The sequence below is a fragment of the Terribacillus halophilus genome (assembly GCF_900101385.1).
Taxonomy (GTDB): domain Bacteria; phylum Bacillota; class Bacilli; order Bacillales; family Amphibacillaceae; genus Terribacillus; species Terribacillus halophilus.
Window position 1 is genome coordinate 81,567 of sequence record NZ_FMZB01000008.1, and the last position, 22,251, is coordinate 103,817.

Genomic DNA, 22,251 nt, shown 5'->3' on the forward strand with positions numbered 1-22,251 from the left:
CGAGTATTTTGAAGATTCGAAAGATGGGGAGGTTTTATGATGAATGGTTTGAAAAACAGATTGAAAAAGATAGCAGAGGAAATAGATTTCTCTGGTGTAGCTTATATCGAAGAAGGTCAGGAAAGCTATTTCTTCCAAAATGGGTATGCCAATAAGCAAGAAAAGCTGGCATTCGATAAGCAGACAAGATTCGGAATAGCATCAGGAGCAAAGATCTTTACAGCTGTGGCGATTGCCAAGTTGGTAGAACAAAAGAAATTGGATTTTCATACGAAATTGAAAGATTGTCTGTCGATCACGTTTCCTTATTTCCATCAGGACGTCACGATACATCATCTACTGACGCACACATCGGGCATTCCCGATTATTTCGATGAAGAGGAAATGGATGACTTCGAGGAACTATGGGAAACTTTGCCGATGTATCGGGTGAAATCTGGTGCGGATCTTCTGCCTTTATTCCAAAATAAGGAGATGAAACTCTCGCCAGGTGAAAAATTCCATTATAACAATGCAGCATTCATCGTTTTGGGATTAGTAGTAGAAGAGCTGGCTGGTCAGCCTTTTACAGCATTTGTCCAAAGACATATTTTCGAACCTGCTGGAATGACAGAAGCTGGCTACTTTACTTTTGATAAATTACCTGGGAACACAGCGATCGGCTACATAAAAGAGGAAGAAGGATATCGTTCCAATATTTATGCACTACCGGTAAAAGGGGGCGCTGATGGTGGCGTATACGTGAGTGCGTCCGATATGGCGCGTTTCTGGGATGCGTTGTTCCAGTATGAGCTCTTAAGCACTGAACTTACGGGCGAGCTGTTGAAGCCACATGTTCAGGTGGATGAAGAAACATGTTATGGCTACGGTATCTGGATAAAAAAAGTAGCGAATGAGATCAAGAAATATTATGTTATCGGTTTTGATCCTGGTGTGAGTTTCCATGCAGCGTATTACCCGGAGAGTGGACGCAAGATAGTGGTGCCTTCCAATCATGGGGCTGGCCCATATTACATTGTCCAGGCAATGGAAGCCTAAAAGGAGTGGCAGGATGCAGGATTTAACTATCGATCTGGGAGAGCGAATACTGAATTGCCGGACGGCTGGCATTATCATAAAAGATTGCATAAGAATAAAAAAGACCCATTTTGGACGCTGATTGGAGGCAGGGTCCAGCTGGGAGAAGATTCAGCACAAGCTTGGGAACGGGAATTCGAGGAGGAACTTGGCATTCCTGCTAGGGCAGAGAGGCTGCTGTGGATAGTGGAGAATTTCTTCATCTTTCGGAATCGGCCTTTTCATGAATACAGTTTTATTTATCTGATGATGGATGCTGAAAATAAACTTCAAGCAACCGGTGAGGTCACTGCTTTCGAAGACGACAATTTTCTTTACGAATGGATTTCTATCGACAACATCAAAGCGCTCTCCTTAAGACCTGCTTTTTTAAAAGAGACACTTGCTGCCCTGCCATCTGCACCAGTACACCTGATTCATAAAGAAAAGCTTACGGCGGTGTCGGAGAGAAGCAGGTGCAGGCGGGACCACTTATCTTCATAGAGAGGACTTGCACATTCCCCGCCAAGCTTCAAGATATACACTTAATAGATATTCATGAAAATATCTCCTCCGACTTTGTGGAAAATACTATCACTTGAGTTAGAAACATGGGTTGTAAAAATAGCTTCTGGCAGTTGCAAATTGCTTGACCGCTTTTTCATAAAAAGTATAAGCTCTTATTATAGTAGGTAAATTAACCTATTTCATTTATGATTTGGGGGTATATGCTGGTGGATAGGTACAAAGTAGCGGTAATTACAGGAGGCGGAAGCGGTCTTGGACAAGCTGTCGCATTGAGATTAGCAGAAGAAGGCGTTGCAATCAGTGTTGTTGACGTATCTGAAGCCGCTGGTCAGGAAACGGTTCGCTTAGTGGAAGAAAAAGGGTCGAAAGCGATTTTTATCAAAGCGGATGTCAGCAAGGCGGAAGAAGTAAAGTATTACGTGGATAAAACGGTCGAGGAATTTGGTACTATTGATATGTTCTATAATAATGCAGGAATCTCTGGACCGGGCGTCAATTTTGTAGACAATACGATTGAACAGATTGATTTGGTTTTAGGTATCAACTTACATGGAGCTCTTTATGGTTTGAAATATGTTTTGGAAGTGATGCTTGCCAATGGCGGCGGGCGCATCGTCAACACATCATCCACAGCGGGTGTTGTCGGTCAGGCAACAGTTGGTACATATTCCGCGACAAAGCATGCAATGGTCGGCATCACGAAAACATTGGCTGCTGAGTATGCAGCGCAAGGCGTCGTAGTGAATGCAATTGCACCAGGTACGACAGAAACGCCAATGGTGCGGGAGTACAAAGAAAAAAATCCTGAGGCATTCGTGAATGCAACTGAACCAATCCCGCAGAAACGTCTTGGCCAGCCGGAGGAAGTGGCGGAGCTTGTTGCTTTCTTGTTGACTGGAAAAGCACCTTATATCAATGGTGTGGTTGTGCCAATCGATGGTGGATTCACTGCAATCTAAAACCTTAAAGGGAGCGATTCACATGAAACGTTTTGAAGATAAAGTGGTTTTGATCACAGGCGGCGGTTCCGGGTTGGGTCGTGCAGCAGCGCTCCAAGTAGCAAAAGAGGGTGCAAAGCTTTCCCTTGTCGACTTAAGCGAGAAGGGTTTGGAAGAGACAAAGCAGGAAATTCTTGCAGCAGCACCTGAAGCTGCGGTTCTTACCATTGTTGCAAACTGCGCGAATGAGCCTGAAGTGGAAGTTTATGTGAAGCAAACAGTAGATAAGTTCGGTAAAATCGACAGTTTCTTCAATAACGCAGGTGTGGAAGGAAAACAGAATCTTACAGAAGAATATGGTGTTGAAGAATTTGATCACGTTGTAAACATCAATTTGAATGGTGTCTTTTATGGCATGCGGCATGTGTTGAAAGTCATGAAAGAGCAAGGTTTCGGCTCTGTTGTCAACACAGCTTCTGTCGGCGGAATCCGCGGTGTCGGCAACCAGTCCGGCTATGCAGCGAGCAAGCATGGCGTGGTCGGATTGACACGCAACTCTGGTATTGAATACGGTCAATACGGTGTCAGTATCAAGGCAATTGCACCTGGCGCAATTATGACGCCAATGGTTGAGGGATCGCTCCGTCAGCTGGGCGGAGATAATTGGGAAGAGGCAGGTAAGGAATTCGTCAGCGTCAACCCGATGAAGCGATTCGGCAAGCCGGAAGAAGTAGGCTTTTTGGTTGCATTCCTGCTTTCTGATCAAGCGAATTTCATCAATGCAGCGGTTGTGCCAATTGACGGCGGACAATCTTATAAATACTGATCTATGTTTTCTCGGGAGACCATCTGGCTGATTCAGATGGTCTTTTTATTGCTTAAAAATTCTTGCATATTATGTTATTTATGCTACGATATGGATAAGTTCATAGTTAGTTTTTCACACTAGGGGATCCCTTCATAAGGGCTGAGATGAAGAGTGGCGACTCTTTAAACCCTCATAACCTGAACAGGTTCGGACCTGCGTAGGAAAGTGTAGACACTCGAGTTTACATGCTCTTTTGTATGTATTTTTCGCAGATCACACACCACTTTCCTCTGGGGGAGTGGTGTTTTTGTGCTTCCGGCCTGTTCACATGAAGAAGGTGATAATGATCAAATTGATGGCAGTGACAGATGACAGGCATGATACTCCTGACTTGCTCCGTATTTTGCTGGAGATTCATCCTTATGTCGATCGTGTACAGATTCGGGAGAAGAAAAAGCCAGCTGGGGTAGTGCATAAGCTGTGCCGGGAGTTAATAAAGGAAGGGTTGCCAGCGGAGAAGCTTTGGATCAATGACCGGGTTGATGCAGCATTGTTGCTTGGTTTGAAACAAGTGCATGTACCGGGGCATGGACTTCCGTTGAAAGAGTTGAAAAGGCAGTATCCTGAGTTAAAGATCGGGGCTCCTGTCCATTCGTTTGAGGAAGCTGTGCAGGCGGAAGCAGCTGGTGCAGCGTATGTGCTGTATGGTCATTGTTTTCCGACAGCAAGTAAGCAAAGGAAGGCTCCTCAGCCACTATCGAATCTAGGGAGAATCCGTCAAAACATCCAGGTTCCAATGTTCGGTATAGGAGGAATCACTAAAGAGAGATTAGCTGTATTGAAAGCGTTTGAATTGGATGGTGCTGCTGTGATGAGCGGCATTTTTTCAGCAAAACAACCGCTTGAAGCTGTGAAGGAATTAAGGAAGGAGTGTTTACGTCTTGAAGCAGTTCAGTGAGGTAGCTGTCGTTGGGGGAGGTATTATCGGCAGTGCTATTGCTTATTATTTGGCGAAGGCAGGTCACCAGGTTGATCTATTCGAAGCGGGTCAAGTCGGATCAGGCTCGACGCAGGCTGCGGCGGGTATGCTAGGTGCTCATTCGGAATATAAAGCTTTCGGTGCTTCGCTTCATTCCTTTGCCCGCACTAGTCAAAAGCTTTACGAAGAAGCGGAAACGGATATTCGTAGGCTTGTGGGAATAGATATCGAGCGGCGCACTGGCGGATTATTGCAGCTTGTGTTTACGGCGGAAGAAAAAGCAAGGGTATCCGAGATTTGTTCTTTGGAAGGTGTGACATGGCTTGACCAAACTAGTGCGGAAAAAGAAGTGCCCGGGCTGACAAAGTCAATACTAGGGGCTGTCCATATAGCTGATGACGTGCATGTCACCCCTGCCATTGCCTGCAGAGGATTCCATTCTGCTGCCCAAATGCTTGGGGCACGTATACATGCATTTACTAGAGTTGATGATGTCGTGAACGAAGCTGGGTGGTATCGGATACAGACTTCCAAGGGAGAATGGCAGGCTGACTATGCAGTCATTGCCGGCGGCGTATGGAGTAATGTCCTTTTGGAGCGTCTGGGCTTGGGAACACCGTTTTATCCGGTAAAGGGTGAATGCATCGCTGTCACCAATACACAGATGCCACTCTCATGCAGTTTATTCCATGATCAGCATTATATTGTTCCGCGGAACAATAACGAGCTGATCATCGGTGCGACGAAGGTCAGGGATGATTGGAGTACAGAGCCGACATTTGGAGGCATACAGACAGTCATGGAGAAAGCGAGACAGATGCTGCCGGAGATCGAGAAGATGCCACTCCTCAGAAGCTGGGCCGGTCTCAGACCTCAGACGATCGATGGCAAGCCGCTGATTGGGGAGCATCCCGAGAAGAAGGGGTTATTCATTGCTGCTGGCCATCAGCGCAATGGCATTCTGCTTGCTCCAGTTACAGGTAAGATGATTTGTGACTTGATTGACGGGAATGCTGTTCCTGAAGTTTGGACGAAAGCATTTCGAGTCAACCGATTGAATATCGGTGAGGAGGTATGGATATGAGCATTAAACTGAATGGCAGAGAGCATGAATTATCCGCAGATATTCAAAATGTTGCGCAGCTGCTGGGATCACTTTCTTTGGAAAACAGGATTGTGATTGTCGAACTGAACAAGGAAATCATCAGCAAATCTGCATATGCAGATCAACCTGTAAGAGATGGCGATAAAGTCGAACTGGTCCATTTTGTAGGAGGAGGATGAACGAGATGTTACAAATTGCGGATAAGATATTTGCTTCCCGTTTGTTATTGGGAACAGGTAAATACCCGACCTTTGAGGTACAAAAAGAGGCCGTGGCTATATCAGAAGCGGAGATACTGACGTTTGCGGTGCGCCGGATGGATATTTTCGAACCGTCCCAGCCTAATTTCCTTGAACAGCTTGATTTGAAACGGCATACCTTGCTGCCGAATACGGCGGGGGCTAAAACGGCAGAGGAAGCTGTCCGTATCGCCAAGCTGGCAAAAGCTTCGGGATTATGCGATATGGTGAAGGTGGAGGTGATCGGCTGTGATAGGACATTGCTTCCCGATCCAGTCGAAACACTGCGAGCATCCGAGATGTTATTGGAGGAGGGTTTCATTGTCCTTCCTTACACGTCGGATGATGTTGTGTTGGCCAAGCGGCTCGAAGATTTGGGTGTCCACGCTATCATGCCGGGTGCATCGCCAATTGGTTCAGGAAAAGGAATCATCAATCCTTTCAATCTTCGTATGATCATCGAGCAGAGCGGTGTGCCAGTGATTGTCGATGCGGGAATTGGCTCTCCGAAGGATGCTGCTTATGCAATGGAACTTGGTGCTGATGGTGTTTTGCTGAATACAGCAGTTTCCGGTGCTCGGGATCCTGTTAAAATGGCGCATGCAATGAAGCTGGCAGTTGATGCGGGCAGAATGGGGTTTGAAGCAGGCAGGATGCCTGAGAAGAACTATGCCGCAGCAAGCAGTCCGACGGAAGGGTTGTTTATTTGATGCAGGATCGTTATCGGAAGCAGGAACTGTTTATCGGCAAGGAAGGGCAGTCGAGGATGGAGAAAAGTAAAATTGTCTTGATCGGTATGGGGGCATTGGGCTCTGCTTCTGCAGAGATGCTTGTGCGTGCAGGGATCGGGGAGCTGGTGCTCATCGATCGGGATTATGTTGAACTTCATAACCTCCAGCGTCAGCAATTGTATACGGAAGAAGACGCTGCTGCCTATTTGCCGAAAGCATCTGCTGCGGCAAAGCGGCTAAAGGCAATAAACCAGCATGTAAAGCTGCAATCGGTGATTGAAAATGTCGATCATCATAATATCGAACAGCTGATGGAAGGTGCAGATGTGATTCTGGATGCTACAGACAATTTTGAGACACGCTTGCTTGTCAATGATGCAGCGTTGAAGCATGGTATTCCTTACTTATATGGGGCTTGTGTCGGAAGCTATGGGGTGACGTGTCCGATACTTGCCAACGGAGATGCCCCGTGTTTGCATTGTCTCTTGGAGCAGCTGCCGCAGCAAAGCGAAACATGTGATACGGCAGGGATCATCGGTCCGATTGTCCAATGGGTGGCAGCTGTGCAAGTCACGCAGGCTTTGCGGCTTTTATCCGGTCAAAAACTTAAAGCGGAGTTATGTGCGTTTGATATTTGGACGGGTGATTATTCAAGGGTGGATGTACGGGGTCTTCGAGATGCAAGCTGTCCCAGCTGCGGCATGGATGCAGTGCTGCCCTTTTTGAATGGAGCCGAACAGACGAGACTTGATGTTTTATGCGGCAGGGAGGCTGTTCACATCCGGCCCGGTGCCAAGAAATCACTTAATCTGCCGGCTTTAGCAGAAGAATGGGCTTTTGCGGTCGATCATGTCACTGCAAATGAGCACTTGCTGGCGTTTCGATACAGGGAGCATCGGATTGTGTTATTTACTGATGGACGGGCAATTATTCATGGCATAGACGATATTGTCCGAGCGCGTTCCCTATATGACAGTCTTGTCGGCTAATATTGTTAGAATTTTCAGTTGACTACTTTTCTTATTCATGCTAAACTCCTTCATAACAAACGAATACAAAACTCTTATCAAGAGCGGCGGAGGGACTGGCCCGATGATGCCCGGCAACCTGCAAGTTATCTTTGACTTGTATAGGTGCTAATTCCTGTAGATGAGAGAAGACACAGTACGGTTACATTCGTCTCCCTGTCCTCTCAGGGGGACTTTTTTTATGCGGAAAATCATTCGAAGGAGGCAGTATAGATGACAGCAGTTAAGATTGGATTGATAGGATACGGTACAGTGGGCAGTGCAGTGGAGCGGACGATCCGCTCCCATCAGGAGAATCTGCAGACCATTTTCGGGAAAGAAGTACAGGTGGCTGGAGTATTGGTACGGAATAAACAAAAATACACGCAGCAAGTCACAGACACACTGCTCACAGAAGAAGCAGCGGAGCTTTTCGCAATCGAAAATCTTGATGTTATCATCGAAGCAAGTGTGGGTATCGAGCCTGCCTTCCGTTACTTGACGGAGGCGATCCATCGCGGCTGCCACATCATCACGGCGAATAAAGAGCTGATTGCGTCCCGGGGCGCGGAGCTGAAGCAATTGGCCAAGGAGAAAGGTGTAAGGCTTGAATACGAAGCGGCAGTAGCAGGCGGTGTCCCGGTAATTGGCACGCTGAAGCAGCTTCTCCATATCAATCGAGTTGTCAAAGTGGAGGCAATTTTGAATGGGACCTCCAATTTCATTTTGACGGAAATGGCTGACAAAGGATTTGTATTTGAAGACGCACTGCGTCTGGCACAGGAAGCAGGATTTGCAGAGGCAGATCCGGCCAATGATGTGGATGGCTGGGATGCGTTTTATAAATTGATGGTCCTGAGCGATTTATTATTCGAGGCACAGCCGGACTGGGAAAAAGTGAGGCGCAGGGGAATCCGTTCGGTTTCCGCAGAGGATATCCAGGCAGCGGCAGAACAAGGATGGAAAATAAAGCATGTTGCCACACTTGAGAATGCAGAGGGTGAGGTTACTGCAACTGTCGAACCGGTGGTTTTATCCGCTGCCCATCCGCTCTACAGTGTCGATGGAGTGGATAATGCGGTATGTATTGAAGGAGACCTTGTTGGGAAACTGAAACTGCAAGGTCCAGGTGCCGGTGCCCTACCGACAGCAAGCGCCATCGTGGAAGATTTGGCAAATCTTGTTCATCAGCGGAAAGAAATCAATGTAAAACGGGAAATCCGCTTCACCGAGAAAAGCGGAACAGTCCCGTTCGTGCATTTACCGACGGGTGAGACTGTTTATTTACATGCAGACCACGTCGAATCTGACGGCCGCTATTACCGGATTGCCGCCAGGACACCGGCAAAAGCAGAGGCTTGAAAAGCTCGATTTTAGATGGCTGTTGGAACAGGCTGGGGACTGTTCCGCAGTCTATCTGTGTATCCTCTTCCTTGGATTAGGGTGCTGCCGAATATTATTAATATTGTGAAAATATGTTGACGAGTACAAGGATTGCGTTTATTCTAATTACCATAAGTTGTATAAATGCTGACTGGACCACCAGAAGCTTTTATTCCCGATCTGTAGGAGTAAAAGCGTTTTTTTATATAATCGAATATTCCTTATCAAGAGAAGTGGAGGGAAATGGCCCTGTGAAGCTTCGGCAGCGGGTTCCGCCGGGAATACTGTGCCAAATCCATCGGGTGATCCCGAAAGATAAGCAGGAATGACTCTCCGCTTATCTTTGTGGAGAGTCATTTTAATGTAAGTGCATTTTTATACTTTTAATTCCTACTATATTGATTGGATAAGTGTAATTAATGAATAGCGGAGGAGGATACAGCAATGCTGTATATATTGTCTCGTTTAGGGATGGCCATCGGTGTCATATGGGGGTCCATCACACTCGTATTTTTCATCGTGAATGTCCTTCCCGGGGATGTCGCAACGTTATTAGCCGGAGATGATGTACCGACAGAGACAGAGACGATACATCAGCTGCGGGAGGAACTCGGTCTGGATAGACCGCTTCTTGTGCAATACATGGATTACATAGCTGGACTGTTCCAAGGGGATCTGGGAACTTCTTATGCAAATAGCGAACCAGTGCTGGACCGGCTGCTTGATAATCTAGGTCCGACTTTGGCCTTGACCTTATCGAGTATGTTTGTTGCTGTTATACTTGGTCTGATTTTAGGGATCTTATCCGCGGTATATCAAAACAAATTGCTGGATGGAATCATCAGGGTGCTGAGTTTGATCGGGGTTTCGACGCCTAATTTCTGGATTGGCATTCTTCTTATTTGGATTTTTTCCGTACAGCTGCACTTGCTTCCATCCATTGGAAATGGATCTTTCGAACAATTGATTCTGCCGTCGATCGGTCTTGGAATCACGGGTGCCGGAGTAATTACAAGGCTTATTCGGAACAGTATCCTGGAGGCATCAAATGAGCCATTCATCCGCTCTTTGCGCGGGAAAGGCATCGGGCAGCGCGCGATTTTGCTGAAACACATCCTGCGTCATGCCCTGATCCCAGCTGTTACGATGCTTGGAATGATTTTCGGGGAGATGCTCGCAGGTTCGGTTGTAACGGAAACCGTCTTCTCCAGACAAGGATTAGGAAGACTTATAGTAGATGCAATCGACCAAAAAGATATACCAATCATTCAAGGTTCGATTTTATTCACTGCTGTGTTTTATGTCTGTATCAATATGCTGGTCGATATTTCTTACAGATTCATTGATCCAAGAATCAGGCTGAATGAAAAATGAGAGGAGGATCAGCGTATGATTGCTGGTTTGAAAAAGAAAAACCGCCGTAATAGCTTGTGGTCAGTTAGTCTGCTGCTGCTGTCAGCGGCCTTTATCTTGTTCATTGTGATTTGTTCCATCTTCCCTGACCAGATTGCCAGACATTCGCCGGAAAGGATGAATCCAAGTGATGCATTATTGGCTCCATCTCTTGATCATTTGCTGGGAACCGATCAGTTCGGCAGGGATATTTTCAGTTTGATTGTACATGGCAGTCAGCAATCCCTGGTCATCGGTGTCCTTTCCGTTTTGATTGGCGGGGGGATGGGCGGGTTGATCGGACTGGTGTCAGGCTATTGCAATCATGCATGGGATAGCGCATTCATGAGGATCATGGACATTATCATGACGATTCCGGGAATCATGATGGCCATTCTAGTTTCAGCAATCTTGGGCCCAAGTACGCTGAACCTGATTCTTGCTGTGTCCATCGCTTCATTACCCGGATATGCCAGGGTGATGCGGGGGCAAGTCCTGCACATAAAGGATGCCGGATATGTTCACGCTTCCAAATCGATTGGATCGGGGCATGCGGGAAGGATTCTTTTCCACATTCTCCCGAACAGCCTTCCGCCAATGCTTGTCATGGCTACAATCGGAGTTGGGAATAGCATCTTGATGGCAACGGGTTTGAGTTTCTTGGGATTAGGCACTGTCCATGAGATACCGGATTGGGGCTATTTGCTATCACTGGGCAGGGACTATCTTACCGTGGCGTGGTGGATCGGTTTCTTCCCGGGATTGTTCATTTCCTTATTCGTCATCTCCGTCAACATTCTTGGCGATGCCTATCGAAACTATCTCGATCCGCGGTCAGCCGCGTCTTAAAAGTAAGAGGGAGGAGTTGTATCGATGTCTGTATTACTGGAGATCAAGAACTTATCTGTTAGCGTAGAGCGAGGGAAAGAAATCCTTCCAGCGGTTCGTGATGTGAATCTGGGAATCGGGAGCGGGGAAATAGTCTGTCTTGTTGGCGAATCAGGAAGTGGGAAAACAGTAACGTCATTGGCTGTCTTGCGATTGATTGATTATGAAGGAGGACGGATTACCGGAGGAGAGATCATTTTTCATGAACAAGATATTGCATCGTTGGCGCAAAAGGAAATGAACGGTATACGAGGAAGAAAGATTGCTATGGTGACGCAAGATCCGATGACTGCATTGAATCCTGTTTTCACGATTGGCAACCAATTCGTTGAGGTAATCCGCCAGCATAAATCGGTCAGTCGTATGGAAGCATGGGAAGAAGCGATCCGATTATTGGAAAAGGTGCATATCCCGGAGCCTGCCTCGAGGATGAAGCAGTATCCATTCGAACTGTCAGGAGGCATGCTGCAGCGAGTAGCCATCGCACTTGCGCTGGCTTGTCAGCCGGAGCTGTTGATTGTGGATGAACCGACGACAGCATTGGATGTGACTATTCAAGCCCAGATTTTGAATCTGCTTCTTGAACTTCGAGAACAAGAGAGTATGTCGATTTTATTCATCACCCATGACTTAGCCGTAGCTGCCGAGATTGCCGATAAGGTAGCTGTGATGCATGAGGGGACCATTGTGGAGCAAGGAACGGTTCGTGAGATTTTTGCTTTTCCGGGTCATTGGTATACGAAAACCTTGGTGCAATCCAAGCGTGGTTTGCTTATGGGTTCGGCATCTGTGTACGACTGTCAGGATGACGAAATCATTCTGGAAGCTGAGGGACTGAGCAAATTTTATCCGCTGAAGAGCAAGCCGTTCCAACAGAAGAGATATGTCCAGGCTGTCGATCAAGTGAGCTTATCCATCCGGAAAGGAGAGACACTTGGGCTTGTCGGGGAGTCTGGCAGTGGAAAATCGACACTTGGTAAGCTGCTTGTTTCTCTTCAAAAAAGTGACAGTGGGCGTATTCTGTATCGAGGCAAGGATGTCACCGGAGGAACAAAGCGAACACAGAAGGAACTTCGGAAGAATACCCAAGTTGTCTTTCAAGATACCTTTTCTGCCTTGAATCCACGCTGGAAGGTAGAAGACATCATCGGGGAACCGCTCCGAGTCCATACAAAGCTTTCGAAGGATGGTATCAGGGAGCGAGTGGAGGAAGTCTTGCGGCTTGTCGATTTGGATCCGGCTTTTCGTACACGATATCCACACGAGATTTCCGGCGGACAGCGGCAGCGGATCAATATCGCGCGTGCCATCATCCTGCATCCGGAGTTCCTGCTATTGGATGAGGCGGTATCGGCATTGGATTTGGCTGTTCAATCCAAAGTAATCGATCTGCTGAAAAAGTTGCAGCAGGACATGGGGCTTTCTTATGTCTTCATCGCACATGGACTCGATGTGGTACGTGATATTTCACATCGGATTGGGGTCATGTATCTGGGTAGGATCGTGGAGATTGCGCCAGCTGAAGAGCTGTTCACGAAGCCAGCGCATCCTTATACGAAAGCTTTGTTTGAGGCAAATCCTACAATTGACTTGGATCGCAGGCGTAAGCGTCATGTGCTGCATGGAGAAATACCATCCCCTGTTAGTCCGCCTTCTGGCTGCCATTTTCATACCAGATGTCCGCTGGCAACAGAGAAATGCCGGTCAAAAGCGCCGGTTATGGATGTTCTGTCGGAGGAACGAACCGTTGCTTGTCATTATCCATTGGAGGAAAAAGAAAGGGTGGAATTGCTGAGATGACAGAAAGACGTTTGAAATTAGGAGCTATGCTGCATGGTGTCGGAACGGGCTGGGACAACTGGAAACATCCGGATGCAGTAGCCGACGCCGGAACGAACCTGGAATTTTATCTGGAACAGGCGAGGCAGGCGGAGGATGCAAAATTCGATTTCGGCTTCGTTGCCGACAGTGTTTACATCACTCCGGAATCCACGCCTCATTATTTGAATCGATTCGAACCACTCACGATTCTCTCTGCACTGGCGATGGCGACGAAGCATCTTGGGTTGGTCGCAACGATTACTGTCAGCTATACACAGCCCTATACCGTTGCCAGACAGCTGGCGTCGCTTGACCATATCAGCAAAGGACGCGCTGGATGGAATGTCGTAACGTCCTTCTTGGAAGGGACGGCGGATAACTATAGCCAAGCAGAACATTATCCGCATGACCTTAGGTATCAAATCGCAGATGAATTCTTGGAAGTGACGAAAGGATTGTGGGACTCGTGGGAAGATGATGCGTTCGTCCGTAATAAACAGACTGGAACATTTTATGAACGTGGCAAGCTGCACACGTTGAATCACAAGGGTGCATTTTTCTCTGTGAAAGGACCGCTTAATATTTCCCGTTCGAAGCAAGGACAGCCGGTCATCTTCCAGGCCGGGATGTCGGAAGCGGGCAGGGATTATGCTGCACGACATGCGGAAGGAATCTTCTGCGGGGTCGGCGGTATCGACAATGCTAAAGCTTTTTTCGGGGATATCAAGCAGCGCGCGGCTGCTTATGGCAGGGATCCGAACCATATCTCCGTCATGCCGGGCATCAATCCGATCATTGCCCCGACAGAGGAAGAGGCAGAAGAGAAATACCAGCAGCGTCTTCGTTTGATTACATTGGAAAATGCACTTACTTCCTTAGGGAGACCATTCAATTATTATGACTTTTCCAAGCATGATTTGGATGCCCCATTTCCGGATTTGGGGCAAATTGGCAAAGAATCGATCCGGAGTACGACAGAGAAAGTCGTGCAAATGGCCAAAGAGCGGAAGATGACGCTGCGTGAAGTAGCTTTGGAAAGCGCCATCCCGCGGACGCCGTTCATCGGTACGCCGGAGAAAGTGGCAGACCTTGTCCAGCAATGGTTCGAGGAAGAAGCAGCAGATGGCTTCATCATCGGCCCGGAAGCATCTCCTTCAAGCTTGCATGATTTTACGGCCTATGTGGTGCCGATCCTTCAGGAAAGAGGAGTCTTCCGCAAGGATTATACTTCGGATGCGACATTGCGTGATAATCTGGGGCTGCCAGTTCCTCTGAATCGAAATACCGGAAAGAGGATTGTTAAAGCGGAAATAGGGAGGTAAATCAGCTGATGAAGAGATTGTACCTCGTGATCCTCCTGCTTGGCATGTTCTGCCTGACAGCTTGTCGCGATGCAGAGCAGACAATCAATGCGGCGGATGTTTCCGAGAATGACAGGTATGGCGGCACGCTGACATTTGGGATCAGTGTTCCGATCGTTGGGGATCTGCTCGATCCGCATCGTTCAGCCAGTCCGGGCAACTCCAGGATTCAAAGGAGCATGTTTGACAGTCTCGTGGCCCAAAATGAAGACGGCAGCTTTGATCCTTGGCTGGCAACAAAGTGGGAGATATCCGAAGACCAAAAATCCTACACCTTTCATTTGCGTGATGATGTGACTTTCACGGATGGTACGCCATTTGACGCTGAAGCAGTGAAGTTTAATTTCGAGCGGATAAAAAAATTGGATTCTCCAGGGTTGTCGCTCAGTTTCCTTGGACCTTATGAATCGACGGAAATCATTGATGATCATACAGTCCGGATTCATTTTCAGGAAGCTTTCTCTCCATTCCTGAGCAATCTGGCAACCGAGAATCTGGCCATGGTGTCACCTGTGGCAGTAAAAGAAAGGGGAGATTCATTCGCAGTCAATCCGGTAGGTTCGGGGCCGTTCAAGGTAAAGGATTACACGCTTGGAACCGAATATGTGCTGGAGCGGAATGAGGATTATAACTGGGGACCGGCGAATGCGGGACACACGGGCAAAGCCTATCTGGATGAATTGGTCATTAAAATCATCACGGAGGATTCCACGCGGGTCAGCAGTCTGCATAGTGGTGACGTCGATGCCATCGATACGATTCCGCCGCAGCATGTCAAGGTTTTGAAAAACGATAACGACTTGAACATATCGGAAGTCGAGCTGCTGAACTATAATGCGGCGATTCAGTTCAATGCGACAAAGGGAATTCTACAGGATAAAAATCTGCGAGAGGCACTTCGGCTTGGTGTAGATTGGGATGCAATCGTTCGGACGGTCTATCTTGGGACGTATGATCGTGCATACACGGCATTATCTCCTTCCTTGATCGGAGCAGATGCAGATTTGGAGGAGAAATGGGAATTTGATGCGGACGAAGCAGAAGACATGCTTGATGAACTCGGGTGGAAAAAGGGGGGAGATGGCATCCGTGTGAAGGACGGCAAGCGACTTTCCTTGGAAATGATCGATTTCTATGCCAATCGTGAAAAGCGGATGGATGTCATGACAATGGTGCAGAACTCCTGGAAGAGTATCGGCGTCGAGCTGAATATCCATACCATTTCCCGCGGCGAATATACAGACAGAAGAATGGCCGGGGATTATGACATGTGGATCGGAAGCCAGTATGGCCCGGATCCTGATGGTGTCCTGCGGGCTTATCTGGTTGCCAAGGAAGGTTATCATGACGAATATCAGGATCCAAAAGTAACGGAAATGCTCGATGCAGCCAGGGACGAACAAGATTCCGCGAAGCGGGCAGTCCTTTATCGGAAATTGCTGGAGCATCTTTTCGAAGAAGTCTATTCGATTCCAGTCTATGTGCTGCCGTATACCGTTGCAGCCAATAAGCAAGTATTTGATATCGGCTTTGATATAAAAGGATCGCCTTATTTTTATGATACATGGATCGTTTCAGAGTGATGGGAGAGCAATGTGAAAAGGAGAAGAGTCACACAGTGGTGAGTATGGAGCAAGTACAGCTGCAATGGCCCGACCTTCAGTTCATCAATTGGTGCAGAGGCAAGTATGGTATCAATCGCGGCATTTATAACACGATCGATGCCTGGCTGTATGAGTACGGCATCCTTGATTTGAACGAAAGAAGAAAAGTGATGATCCAATTCCTGAAGCACGTTGGTCAGAGAGAAGGAGATAAATTTGGCAAAGGCGGACTTACGAGGAATCTGGAACAGTTCATCACAACATGCGAAGGGGTGGGGATATGACAGAAAAAAAGACCGCGAGTAAAAAGTTGGGTTTCGATACAGCTGCTCTCCACGCTGGTCAGCAGCCGGACCCAGTCAATGGTGCAAGAGCAGTACCGCTATTTCAGACGAGTTCCTATGTATTCGAGTCGACAGAGAAAGCAGCTGCGCTATTCCGGATGCAGGAGCCAGGTTACATCTATTCCCGGAACGGCAACCCTACCAATGCGGTGCTGGAGGAGCGTTTAGCCGAATTGGAAGGCGGTATCGGCGGCTTTGCTGTCTCTTCCGGGCAGGCCGCAGTCTCCGTTGCATTGCTGACATTGGCGAAAACTGGGGATGAGATCATCACGACGAATGCCCTTTATGGCGGGACTTATAATTTGTTCGCAGAAACGTTCAAAGGTTTCGGCGTTACGGTGAGGTTCGTTGATGGACATGATTTGGGCGAAGTGGAACAGGCAGTCAATGAACGGACAAAGGCCATTTTCACCGAATCGATCGGGAACCCGAATCTTGAAATTGCCGACCTGCACAAGTTGTCTGCTATTGCGAAAAGACATCATCTGCCCTTGGTTGTGGACAATACATTCGCTACACCGTATTTGCAGAGGCCGATTGATTTTGGAGCGGATATCGTCGTCTTTTCTACGACAAAATTCATCGGCGGCCACGGGACATCCATTGGCGGAGCCATCGTGGATGCTGGTACATTCGACTGGAATGACGGCAGGTTTCCTGATTTCAACCGGGATAAGCCGAGTATCGGAAATACATCATTTACAAAACTGGCCGGTAATCGGGCGTTCATTGCCAAAGCCCGTTTTGAGCTGGGGCATGATCTTGGTACAAGTTTATCTCCGTTTAATAGCTGGCTTTTCATCCAAGGTTTGGAGACCTTGTCATTCCGCATGAAGCAGCATGTCCATAATGCACAAGAAACGGCGGCGTTCCTGCGCAAGCACCCGGCTGTTGAATGGGTGAACTACCCGGATGCGCCGGAAGATCCGCAGTATGAGCTGGCACAGACATATTTGCCAAAAGGCGCAAGCTCCATTTTTACATTCGGTATCAAAGGCGGTCGCACAGCAGCGGAGGAATTCATTGATTCTCTGTCCCTCATCTCCCACTTAGCTAATGTAGGAGATTCGAAGACTTTGGCTATCCATCCAGCGAGCACGACACATGCCCGGATGACAGCAGAGCAGCAGCTGCAGGCTGGTGTCTTTCCAGACCAGATCAGATTATCGATTGGTTTGGAAGATATTGATGACATTCTCGCAGATCTTGAGCAAGCGTTGAAAGCAAAATAAGGGAGGCAGTGCAGATGAAACTAGCAGCAGTCATCAACGAGGATAATTTTATCGTCCCGATTGTAGAAGGAGCTACCTTGAGAATTTATGAAACACAAACTAAGCAGATTTCCGATCTGGAAAATCCTGCTCCAAAGTTAAAGGAAGGCAGGAGAGGGGCGGCGCTGGCACTGGCCAGACAGCATGGTGCGGAAGCCTTCGCAGCACCGCCGCAGACTTTTTGTGAGCTTTCCTATGAAAAAGCGCAGCAGGAGGAAATTGTATTCTACAATTTGGAGTCGCCGCAGCCTTTCGATGCATTTCTTGTCCTCCTGGAACAGGGAGCTGCTGTTGGGGAAAGAGAGATTGCTTCTGAACACGTAGCACCTAGCGCTCCTTCGACATCGGAACCAAAATAAAGGAGGAACAAGCATGGAAAAAAAGCAGTTGCACCTAGGGCTCTTCCTGATGGGAAGCGGCCATCATATTGCATCATGGCGCCATCCGGATGTGGAACCGGAACAAGTGACATCTTTCCGTTATTTCGCTGAAATCGCCAAAAAGGCAGAGGAAGGCAAGCTGGATATGCTGTTCCTTAGTGATGGCTTATCATTTCACGAGCTGTCCCATCCAGCCGAGCTGAGCAGATTCGAGCCGATTTCCCTGTTGAGTGCCCTTGCTGCTGTCACAAATAAAATCGGACTCGCTTCGACGGTCACGACTACTTATAATGAGCCCTTTCATGTGGCAAGGAAGTTCCTTTCCCTTGATCATCTGAGCGGCGGGAGAGCTGGCTGGAATGTGGTCACTTCCTATTATGAATCTGAAGCGAAAAACTTCAGCAAGAAAGAACACCTTGCCCATCAGGATCGGTACATACGGGCACAGGAGTTCCTTGAGGTAGTGGATGGACTATGGGGGAGCTGGGAACCGGATGCATTGGTGCGGGATAAGGAAAGCGGAGTTTATTTCGAAAAAGATAAGCTTCATCAGCTCAACCACGATGGTGCATTTTTTTCTGTGGAAGGTCCGCTGAATATTGAAAGGTCGCCTCAGGGGAAGCCTGTTATCATCCAAGCTGGTTCATCCAATGCAGGAGTGAATCTTGCTGCCAGATCCGCTGACATCATTTTCACCGCTCAGGATAATCTGGCTGATGCCAGAGCCTTCTATCGGAGCGTGAAAGACAAAGTTCAGGCATATGGCCGCAACCCAGAACATGTGAAAATCATGCCGGGTGTTTCTGTCTATGTCGGTAAGACATATGAAGAAGCTGTGCAGAAGTATGAACAATTACAGCAGTTGATCACACCGGAAGTTGGCCAGAATCTATTATCCGAATATCTGGGGGGCTTTGCTATCAGTCCTTATGATGTGGACGGACCGCTTCCTGAAAATATACCAGAAACGAATGGCAATAAAAGCCGCCGGGCGTTATTGATTAAGCTGGCAGAAGAGAAGCAGCTGACGATACGGGAACTCTATCAGTATGTGGCAGGTTCCAGAGGACATCGGCTTCTATTTGGAACGGCTGAACAGATTGCAGATGATCTGGAAAACTGGCTAATGGAAGGAGGGGCAGACGGATTCAATCTGATGCTGCCAACATTTCCGAGCAGTTTGGATGAATTCGTGGATCAAGTGGTGCCAGTCCTGCAGCAGAGAGGGATTTACCGCGAGGATTATTCCGGCAGCACATTACGAGCGCATCTTGGGCTGCTGGAACCAGTATATAAGCGTCCAATCCTAAATAATCCGTGATGAAAGGATGATAGATTGTGAGTAAGGAAAATGGAGAGAAATGGGAAGAAATCATCAAGAAAGTGGACGATCTGCAATATGGCACGGTCTTGATCACTGTGCATGATAATGAAATCAAGCAGGTGGATATTACGGAAAAGAAACGTTTCGTTTGAAGGTATACGAGTAAAAGGGCATACGTGGCGTATGCCTTTTTTTATGGATTTGTAAGAAGCACTGCCTCTTTTGTCCTATTTTCTGTATACTGAGGAAGTACATAGAGAAATGTGCAATTATTTGGTTAAGGGAGTAGATTTTATGGTAACTTGTCCGTCATGTGGACACGAGAATGCAGAGGGGAGTAAGTTTTGCGAAAAATGCGGTGCAGCTTTGCAGGGACAATCCATACAAAGTACCCAAAATACAGCTGCCGCATCTGCAGATAACGCCAAAGCTAATGAATATCTAGAAGCTACAAAACAGGTTTCGTTATCATTCTTCCATTATTTTTCGGATGTGATCAAACATCCATTTAGCTCGGGCAAACGTTATGGTGCAAGCAATCTTACAAATAGTATCATCACAATGGTGCTTTTTGCAGTCTTCTTGGGTTTAACGGTTTATTTCGGAATCAAAAACTTGATAAAAGAATTAGGAACGCTGAGCTATATCGGAGAGATTATACGTTCTGAAGAAATGAATATCCAAGTTTCTTTTGTTGAATTTGGCATCAAACCATTCCTATTTTTTGCTATTTTTGTCTTCATCATTGCAGCCTTAGTGTTTGCAGCAAGTAAACTGTCCAAGATGGACGCTGACTTTAAATCCATTCTTGTAAGATACGGAAGTTACCTGGTACCGTTTCTCGGTTTGGTAGCAATTGGCTTCCTTTTATCCTTGTTGAATATCGATATTTTCACATGGTTCTCTGCAATTGGGTTTATAGGGACATTCTTTATCGTACCAGTATTGGTATTGGTGAGTTTGTATCGGGAAAATAAAAATGGCTTGGATATCGCTTATAGTTCTTTGTTTGTTGTCGTATGTACGATGATTGTGCTTTATATTGCACAACGCATGTATATTGCTGGTCTTGTCGAAAAATTAGAGGAAATTATGGGTCAGGGACTATTCTTCTGATAATAGAAAAGAAGGGAGATGGGCTCGCCTGTCTCCCTTTCTATTTATTCCAGCTTAGTAAGTTTCCAATCATCACCGGATTTCTTCGCTGTATAGGTCCAGTCATATTGCTGTGACTCGGAAGTTCCATCGCTATAGGAGATGGTGATCGACTCTATTGTTGTGATGGTAGCGGAGTCTCCATCTTCACTGTATCCGGTAATGTCATAAGCATCGAGATTTTCTGTGATGCCCTTGGATGTCAAATTATCAACTAATGCAACTTGTGCTTCATACAGTTCAGAGTCTTCTTCCATGTAGGGTGCTACCGAGTCAAAGCTATCATTGTTGATTGCATCGATTAAACCATTCAAATAGTTATCCATCAATGCAGAAGCAGTCTCGGGTACATCAGCTTTACTTGTTGTTGCCGCCTCTGTTTTGGCAGATCCATCTGGTTTGTATAAAGTCGCTTCTTCATTCACTACTTCTTTCGTATTATCTCCCAAGGACCATACGGAGCCAACCTCATTAACGAGCCATTTCTTTGCTTTTTCGTCATAGATAAGCGTATAGCTGTTGTCCGAAGTATTCTCAGTCAGTTCGGGTTGTTCTTCTTTTCCATACCAGTCTTCCTTATAGGTGACACTTGCGTCTACTTGGGCGTACCACTTTCCATCTTTATAATCTAACAGGAATGAATCCATATCAAATAATGTGGATTGAAGGGAACCTTGGTAAGACTCGTCCCATGTGGTGTAAGTGTCGATTATGTCTTTAGCGTCATCCTGGTAATTGGCTGTTGCGTCCTTCAATTTACCTTTGTCAGCCAGTGCTTGGGCCTCTGCATATTGATCATTTACAGCAACCACGCGATCGATCAGCTGCTGTTTCATGTCTTCACTCGGCGCCGGCATGCTCATATAAGAGGAATCGATTGAAACATCCTCTGTTTTTGCGGTTCCCCATGGATATTCTGTTTCTACTGCCATCGTCATGGATCCGTCTACCAGGACTGGACCGAATGAGCGATCCTTATAAGGGTCGATTTCTGTTTCTTTCCCATTTACGTATAGCTTCCCTTTTACATCTGGCATTTCTTCCAAACCAAGAGAAAGTTCTACTTCTTCTCCATCCAATTGCAGATAAGCTGATGTGTCAGTCGATGTCCCCATCAGATCGATGGATGCATCCTTGGCTAATTCCGTGAAGTCCGTTGCCAGTGCGGCCGATAACTTGTGTGTTCCAGGAACGTAAGGGCCGAACGTCTTCTCAAACCCATCCGAATCAGCGGTACCCACTTCTTCCCCGTCCACTTTCAGTACAGTGTCTTTGTAATCAGTGGATAAAGTGATGTAATAAGGAGTGACATCTATTTGGTAGTTGTCGTAAAACAGAAGCTTTTTCCCATCCATCTTCAGATTGATTGGTCCTTCGGTACTTCTATCCGTACCAGACTGGTTATGGAGATCATCAACCAGCATGTCGAATTCTTCCGGATTCTCATCATAGTATGTAATTAGACCTTTGACCGTTTTATCGTTTACCTTGAGTTTGTTATCATCTGTGGAAATGACTTTTGCTAGTGCTTTTGCGTCCTTTTTGTCCACAGCTGTTTCGAATTTTTCAAGTAATCTTTCTTTGGAGGTAAAAGCTTCCCCTGTTTTATATCCGGCCAATAGGATGACAACGGCAGCGATGGCACTCGCTAGGATGATCTTGTTTTTCTTGCTCATCTTTTTCTGTGGTGCGGTCTGCTGCTGACGCTGTGGGACAGGGCTGCCGTTGACGCTTGTGCCGCAGTCATTACAGAATTGAGCACTGGGCTTCAACTCTTTACCGCATTCTTTACAATACTTCATAAATTCTCCTCTCTCTGTCTCGTCGGAATAATAATATAAGGATAAATAAAGACAGCATAACTTATTATAATATTATCCTACTAAATATCTAGACGGATGAGGGAATTAATTTGGAAAATTGGAAGTTTATTATAA

At 46.9% G+C, this 22,251-nt stretch carries 22 protein-coding genes and 3 riboswitches; of the genes, 21 read left to right on the top strand and 1 reads right to left on the bottom strand.

The features are described from left to right. The first annotated feature begins 36 nt into the window (after positions 1 to 36). From BLQ53_RS14020 to BLQ53_RS14120, 21 genes are all read left to right on the top strand, one after another. Positions 37 to 1,038 carry a serine hydrolase domain-containing protein gene (locus BLQ53_RS14020; RefSeq protein WP_425288307.1) on the top strand — a complete coding sequence of 334 codons (1,002 nt, stop codon included), beginning with the start codon at positions 37 to 39 and terminating at the stop codon, positions 1,036 to 1,038. A 54-nt stretch (positions 1,039 to 1,092) separates the two neighbouring features. Further along, positions 1,093 to 1,560: an NUDIX hydrolase gene (locus BLQ53_RS14025; RefSeq protein WP_093727927.1), complete on the top strand. Its 468-nt coding sequence runs from the start codon at positions 1,093 to 1,095 to the stop codon at positions 1,558 to 1,560. 224 nt (positions 1,561 to 1,784) lie between these two features. Continuing rightward, positions 1,785 to 2,543 (top strand): SDR family NAD(P)-dependent oxidoreductase, encoded by a 759-nt coding sequence (locus BLQ53_RS14030; protein ID WP_093727928.1) that lies wholly within the window; start codon positions 1,785 to 1,787, stop codon positions 2,541 to 2,543. A 22-nt stretch (positions 2,544 to 2,565) separates the two neighbouring features. Further along, positions 2,566 to 3,348, top strand: coding sequence for an SDR family oxidoreductase (locus BLQ53_RS14035; RefSeq protein WP_093727929.1), 783 nt, complete (start codon positions 2,566 to 2,568; stop codon positions 3,346 to 3,348). A 111-nt stretch (positions 3,349 to 3,459) separates the two neighbouring features. Continuing rightward, a riboswitch (TPP riboswitch) is annotated at positions 3,460 to 3,571 on the top strand. A 102-nt stretch (positions 3,572 to 3,673) separates the two neighbouring features. Further along, a complete protein-coding gene (locus BLQ53_RS14040; protein WP_170829704.1) occupies positions 3,674 to 4,288 on the top strand; it encodes a thiamine phosphate synthase in 615 nt (204 codons plus the stop codon). Next, entirely contained in the window at positions 4,272 to 5,393 is a 1,122-nt protein-coding gene (gene thiO / locus BLQ53_RS14045; protein WP_093727931.1) for a glycine oxidase ThiO, read from the top strand. The genes BLQ53_RS14040 and thiO overlap by 17 nt, the downstream gene beginning before the upstream one ends. Further along, positions 5,390 to 5,593, top strand: a complete 204-nt coding sequence (gene thiS / locus BLQ53_RS14050) for a sulfur carrier protein ThiS (protein ID WP_093727932.1) — start codon at positions 5,390 to 5,392, stop codon at positions 5,591 to 5,593. Before thiO ends, thiS begins: the two co-directional genes overlap by 4 nt. A 5-nt stretch (positions 5,594 to 5,598) precedes the next feature. Beyond that, positions 5,599 to 6,363, top strand: a complete 765-nt coding sequence (locus BLQ53_RS14055; RefSeq protein ID WP_093727933.1) for a thiazole synthase — start codon at positions 5,599 to 5,601, stop codon at positions 6,361 to 6,363. Further along, complete coding sequence (locus tag BLQ53_RS14060; protein WP_093727934.1) at positions 6,363 to 7,373, top strand: ThiF family adenylyltransferase; 1,011 nt, start codon at positions 6,363 to 6,365, stop codon at positions 7,371 to 7,373. Before BLQ53_RS14055 ends, BLQ53_RS14060 begins: the two co-directional genes overlap by 1 nt. Positions 7,374 to 7,444: 71 nt before the next feature. Then, a riboswitch (SAM riboswitch) is annotated at positions 7,445 to 7,540 on the top strand. Between the two features lie 85 nt (positions 7,541 to 7,625). Beyond that, entirely contained in the window at positions 7,626 to 8,753 is a 1,128-nt protein-coding gene (locus BLQ53_RS14065) for a homoserine dehydrogenase (RefSeq protein ID WP_093727935.1), read from the top strand. A 239-nt stretch (positions 8,754 to 8,992) separates the two neighbouring features. Continuing rightward, a riboswitch (SAM riboswitch) is annotated at positions 8,993 to 9,096 on the top strand. A 122-nt stretch (positions 9,097 to 9,218) separates the two neighbouring features. Then, positions 9,219 to 10,148, top strand: a complete 930-nt coding sequence (locus BLQ53_RS14070) for an ABC transporter permease (RefSeq protein WP_093727936.1) — start codon at positions 9,219 to 9,221, stop codon at positions 10,146 to 10,148. A 15-nt stretch (positions 10,149 to 10,163) separates the two neighbouring features. Next, complete coding sequence (locus tag BLQ53_RS14075) at positions 10,164 to 11,015, top strand: ABC transporter permease (RefSeq protein ID WP_093727937.1); 852 nt, start codon at positions 10,164 to 10,166, stop codon at positions 11,013 to 11,015. Between the two features lie 24 nt (positions 11,016 to 11,039). Further along, on the top strand, positions 11,040 to 12,854 hold the full coding sequence (locus BLQ53_RS14080; RefSeq protein WP_093727938.1) for an ABC transporter ATP-binding protein: 1,815 nt from the start codon (positions 11,040 to 11,042) through the stop codon (positions 12,852 to 12,854). Next, on the top strand, positions 12,851 to 14,197 hold the full coding sequence (locus tag BLQ53_RS14085; protein ID WP_093727939.1) for an LLM class flavin-dependent oxidoreductase: 1,347 nt from the start codon (positions 12,851 to 12,853) through the stop codon (positions 14,195 to 14,197). Before BLQ53_RS14080 ends, BLQ53_RS14085 begins: the two co-directional genes overlap by 4 nt. A gap of 8 nt (positions 14,198 to 14,205) precedes the next feature. Next, positions 14,206 to 15,819 carry an ABC transporter substrate-binding protein gene (locus BLQ53_RS14090; protein WP_093727940.1) on the top strand — a complete coding sequence of 538 codons (1,614 nt, stop codon included), beginning with the start codon at positions 14,206 to 14,208 and terminating at the stop codon, positions 15,817 to 15,819. Positions 15,820 to 15,863: 44 nt separating this feature from the next. Further along, positions 15,864 to 16,124 carry a hypothetical protein gene (locus BLQ53_RS14095; RefSeq protein WP_093728004.1) on the top strand — a complete coding sequence of 87 codons (261 nt, stop codon included), beginning with the start codon at positions 15,864 to 15,866 and terminating at the stop codon, positions 16,122 to 16,124. Next, positions 16,121 to 17,416, top strand: a complete 1,296-nt coding sequence (locus BLQ53_RS14100; protein WP_093727941.1) for an O-acetylhomoserine aminocarboxypropyltransferase/cysteine synthase family protein — start codon at positions 16,121 to 16,123, stop codon at positions 17,414 to 17,416. The genes BLQ53_RS14095 and BLQ53_RS14100 overlap by 4 nt, the downstream gene beginning before the upstream one ends. Positions 17,417 to 17,430: 14 nt before the next feature. After that, on the top strand, positions 17,431 to 17,814 hold the full coding sequence (locus BLQ53_RS14105; protein ID WP_093727942.1) for a NifB/NifX family molybdenum-iron cluster-binding protein: 384 nt from the start codon (positions 17,431 to 17,433) through the stop codon (positions 17,812 to 17,814). A 13-nt stretch (positions 17,815 to 17,827) separates the two neighbouring features. Further along, the gene (locus tag BLQ53_RS14110; protein ID WP_093727943.1) at positions 17,828 to 19,156 is read left to right on the top strand and encodes an LLM class flavin-dependent oxidoreductase; all 1,329 of its coding nucleotides are present in this window, start codon (positions 17,828 to 17,830) and stop codon (positions 19,154 to 19,156) included. A 17-nt stretch (positions 19,157 to 19,173) separates the two neighbouring features. Continuing rightward, the gene (locus BLQ53_RS14115; protein WP_093727944.1) at positions 19,174 to 19,311 is read left to right on the top strand and encodes a YezD family protein; all 138 of its coding nucleotides are present in this window, start codon (positions 19,174 to 19,176) and stop codon (positions 19,309 to 19,311) included. Positions 19,312 to 19,420: 109 nt separating this feature from the next. Beyond that, the gene (locus BLQ53_RS14120) at positions 19,421 to 20,275 is read left to right on the top strand and encodes a zinc ribbon domain-containing protein (protein WP_093727945.1); all 855 of its coding nucleotides are present in this window, start codon (positions 19,421 to 19,423) and stop codon (positions 20,273 to 20,275) included. Between the two features lie 44 nt (positions 20,276 to 20,319). Here the strand turns inward: BLQ53_RS14120 and BLQ53_RS14125 are convergent, their stop codons facing one another. Then, positions 20,320 to 22,116 (bottom strand): zinc ribbon domain-containing protein, encoded by a 1,797-nt coding sequence (locus tag BLQ53_RS14125; RefSeq protein WP_093727946.1) that lies wholly within the window; start codon positions 22,114 to 22,116, stop codon positions 20,320 to 20,322. Positions 22,117 to 22,251 lie beyond the last annotated feature (135 nt).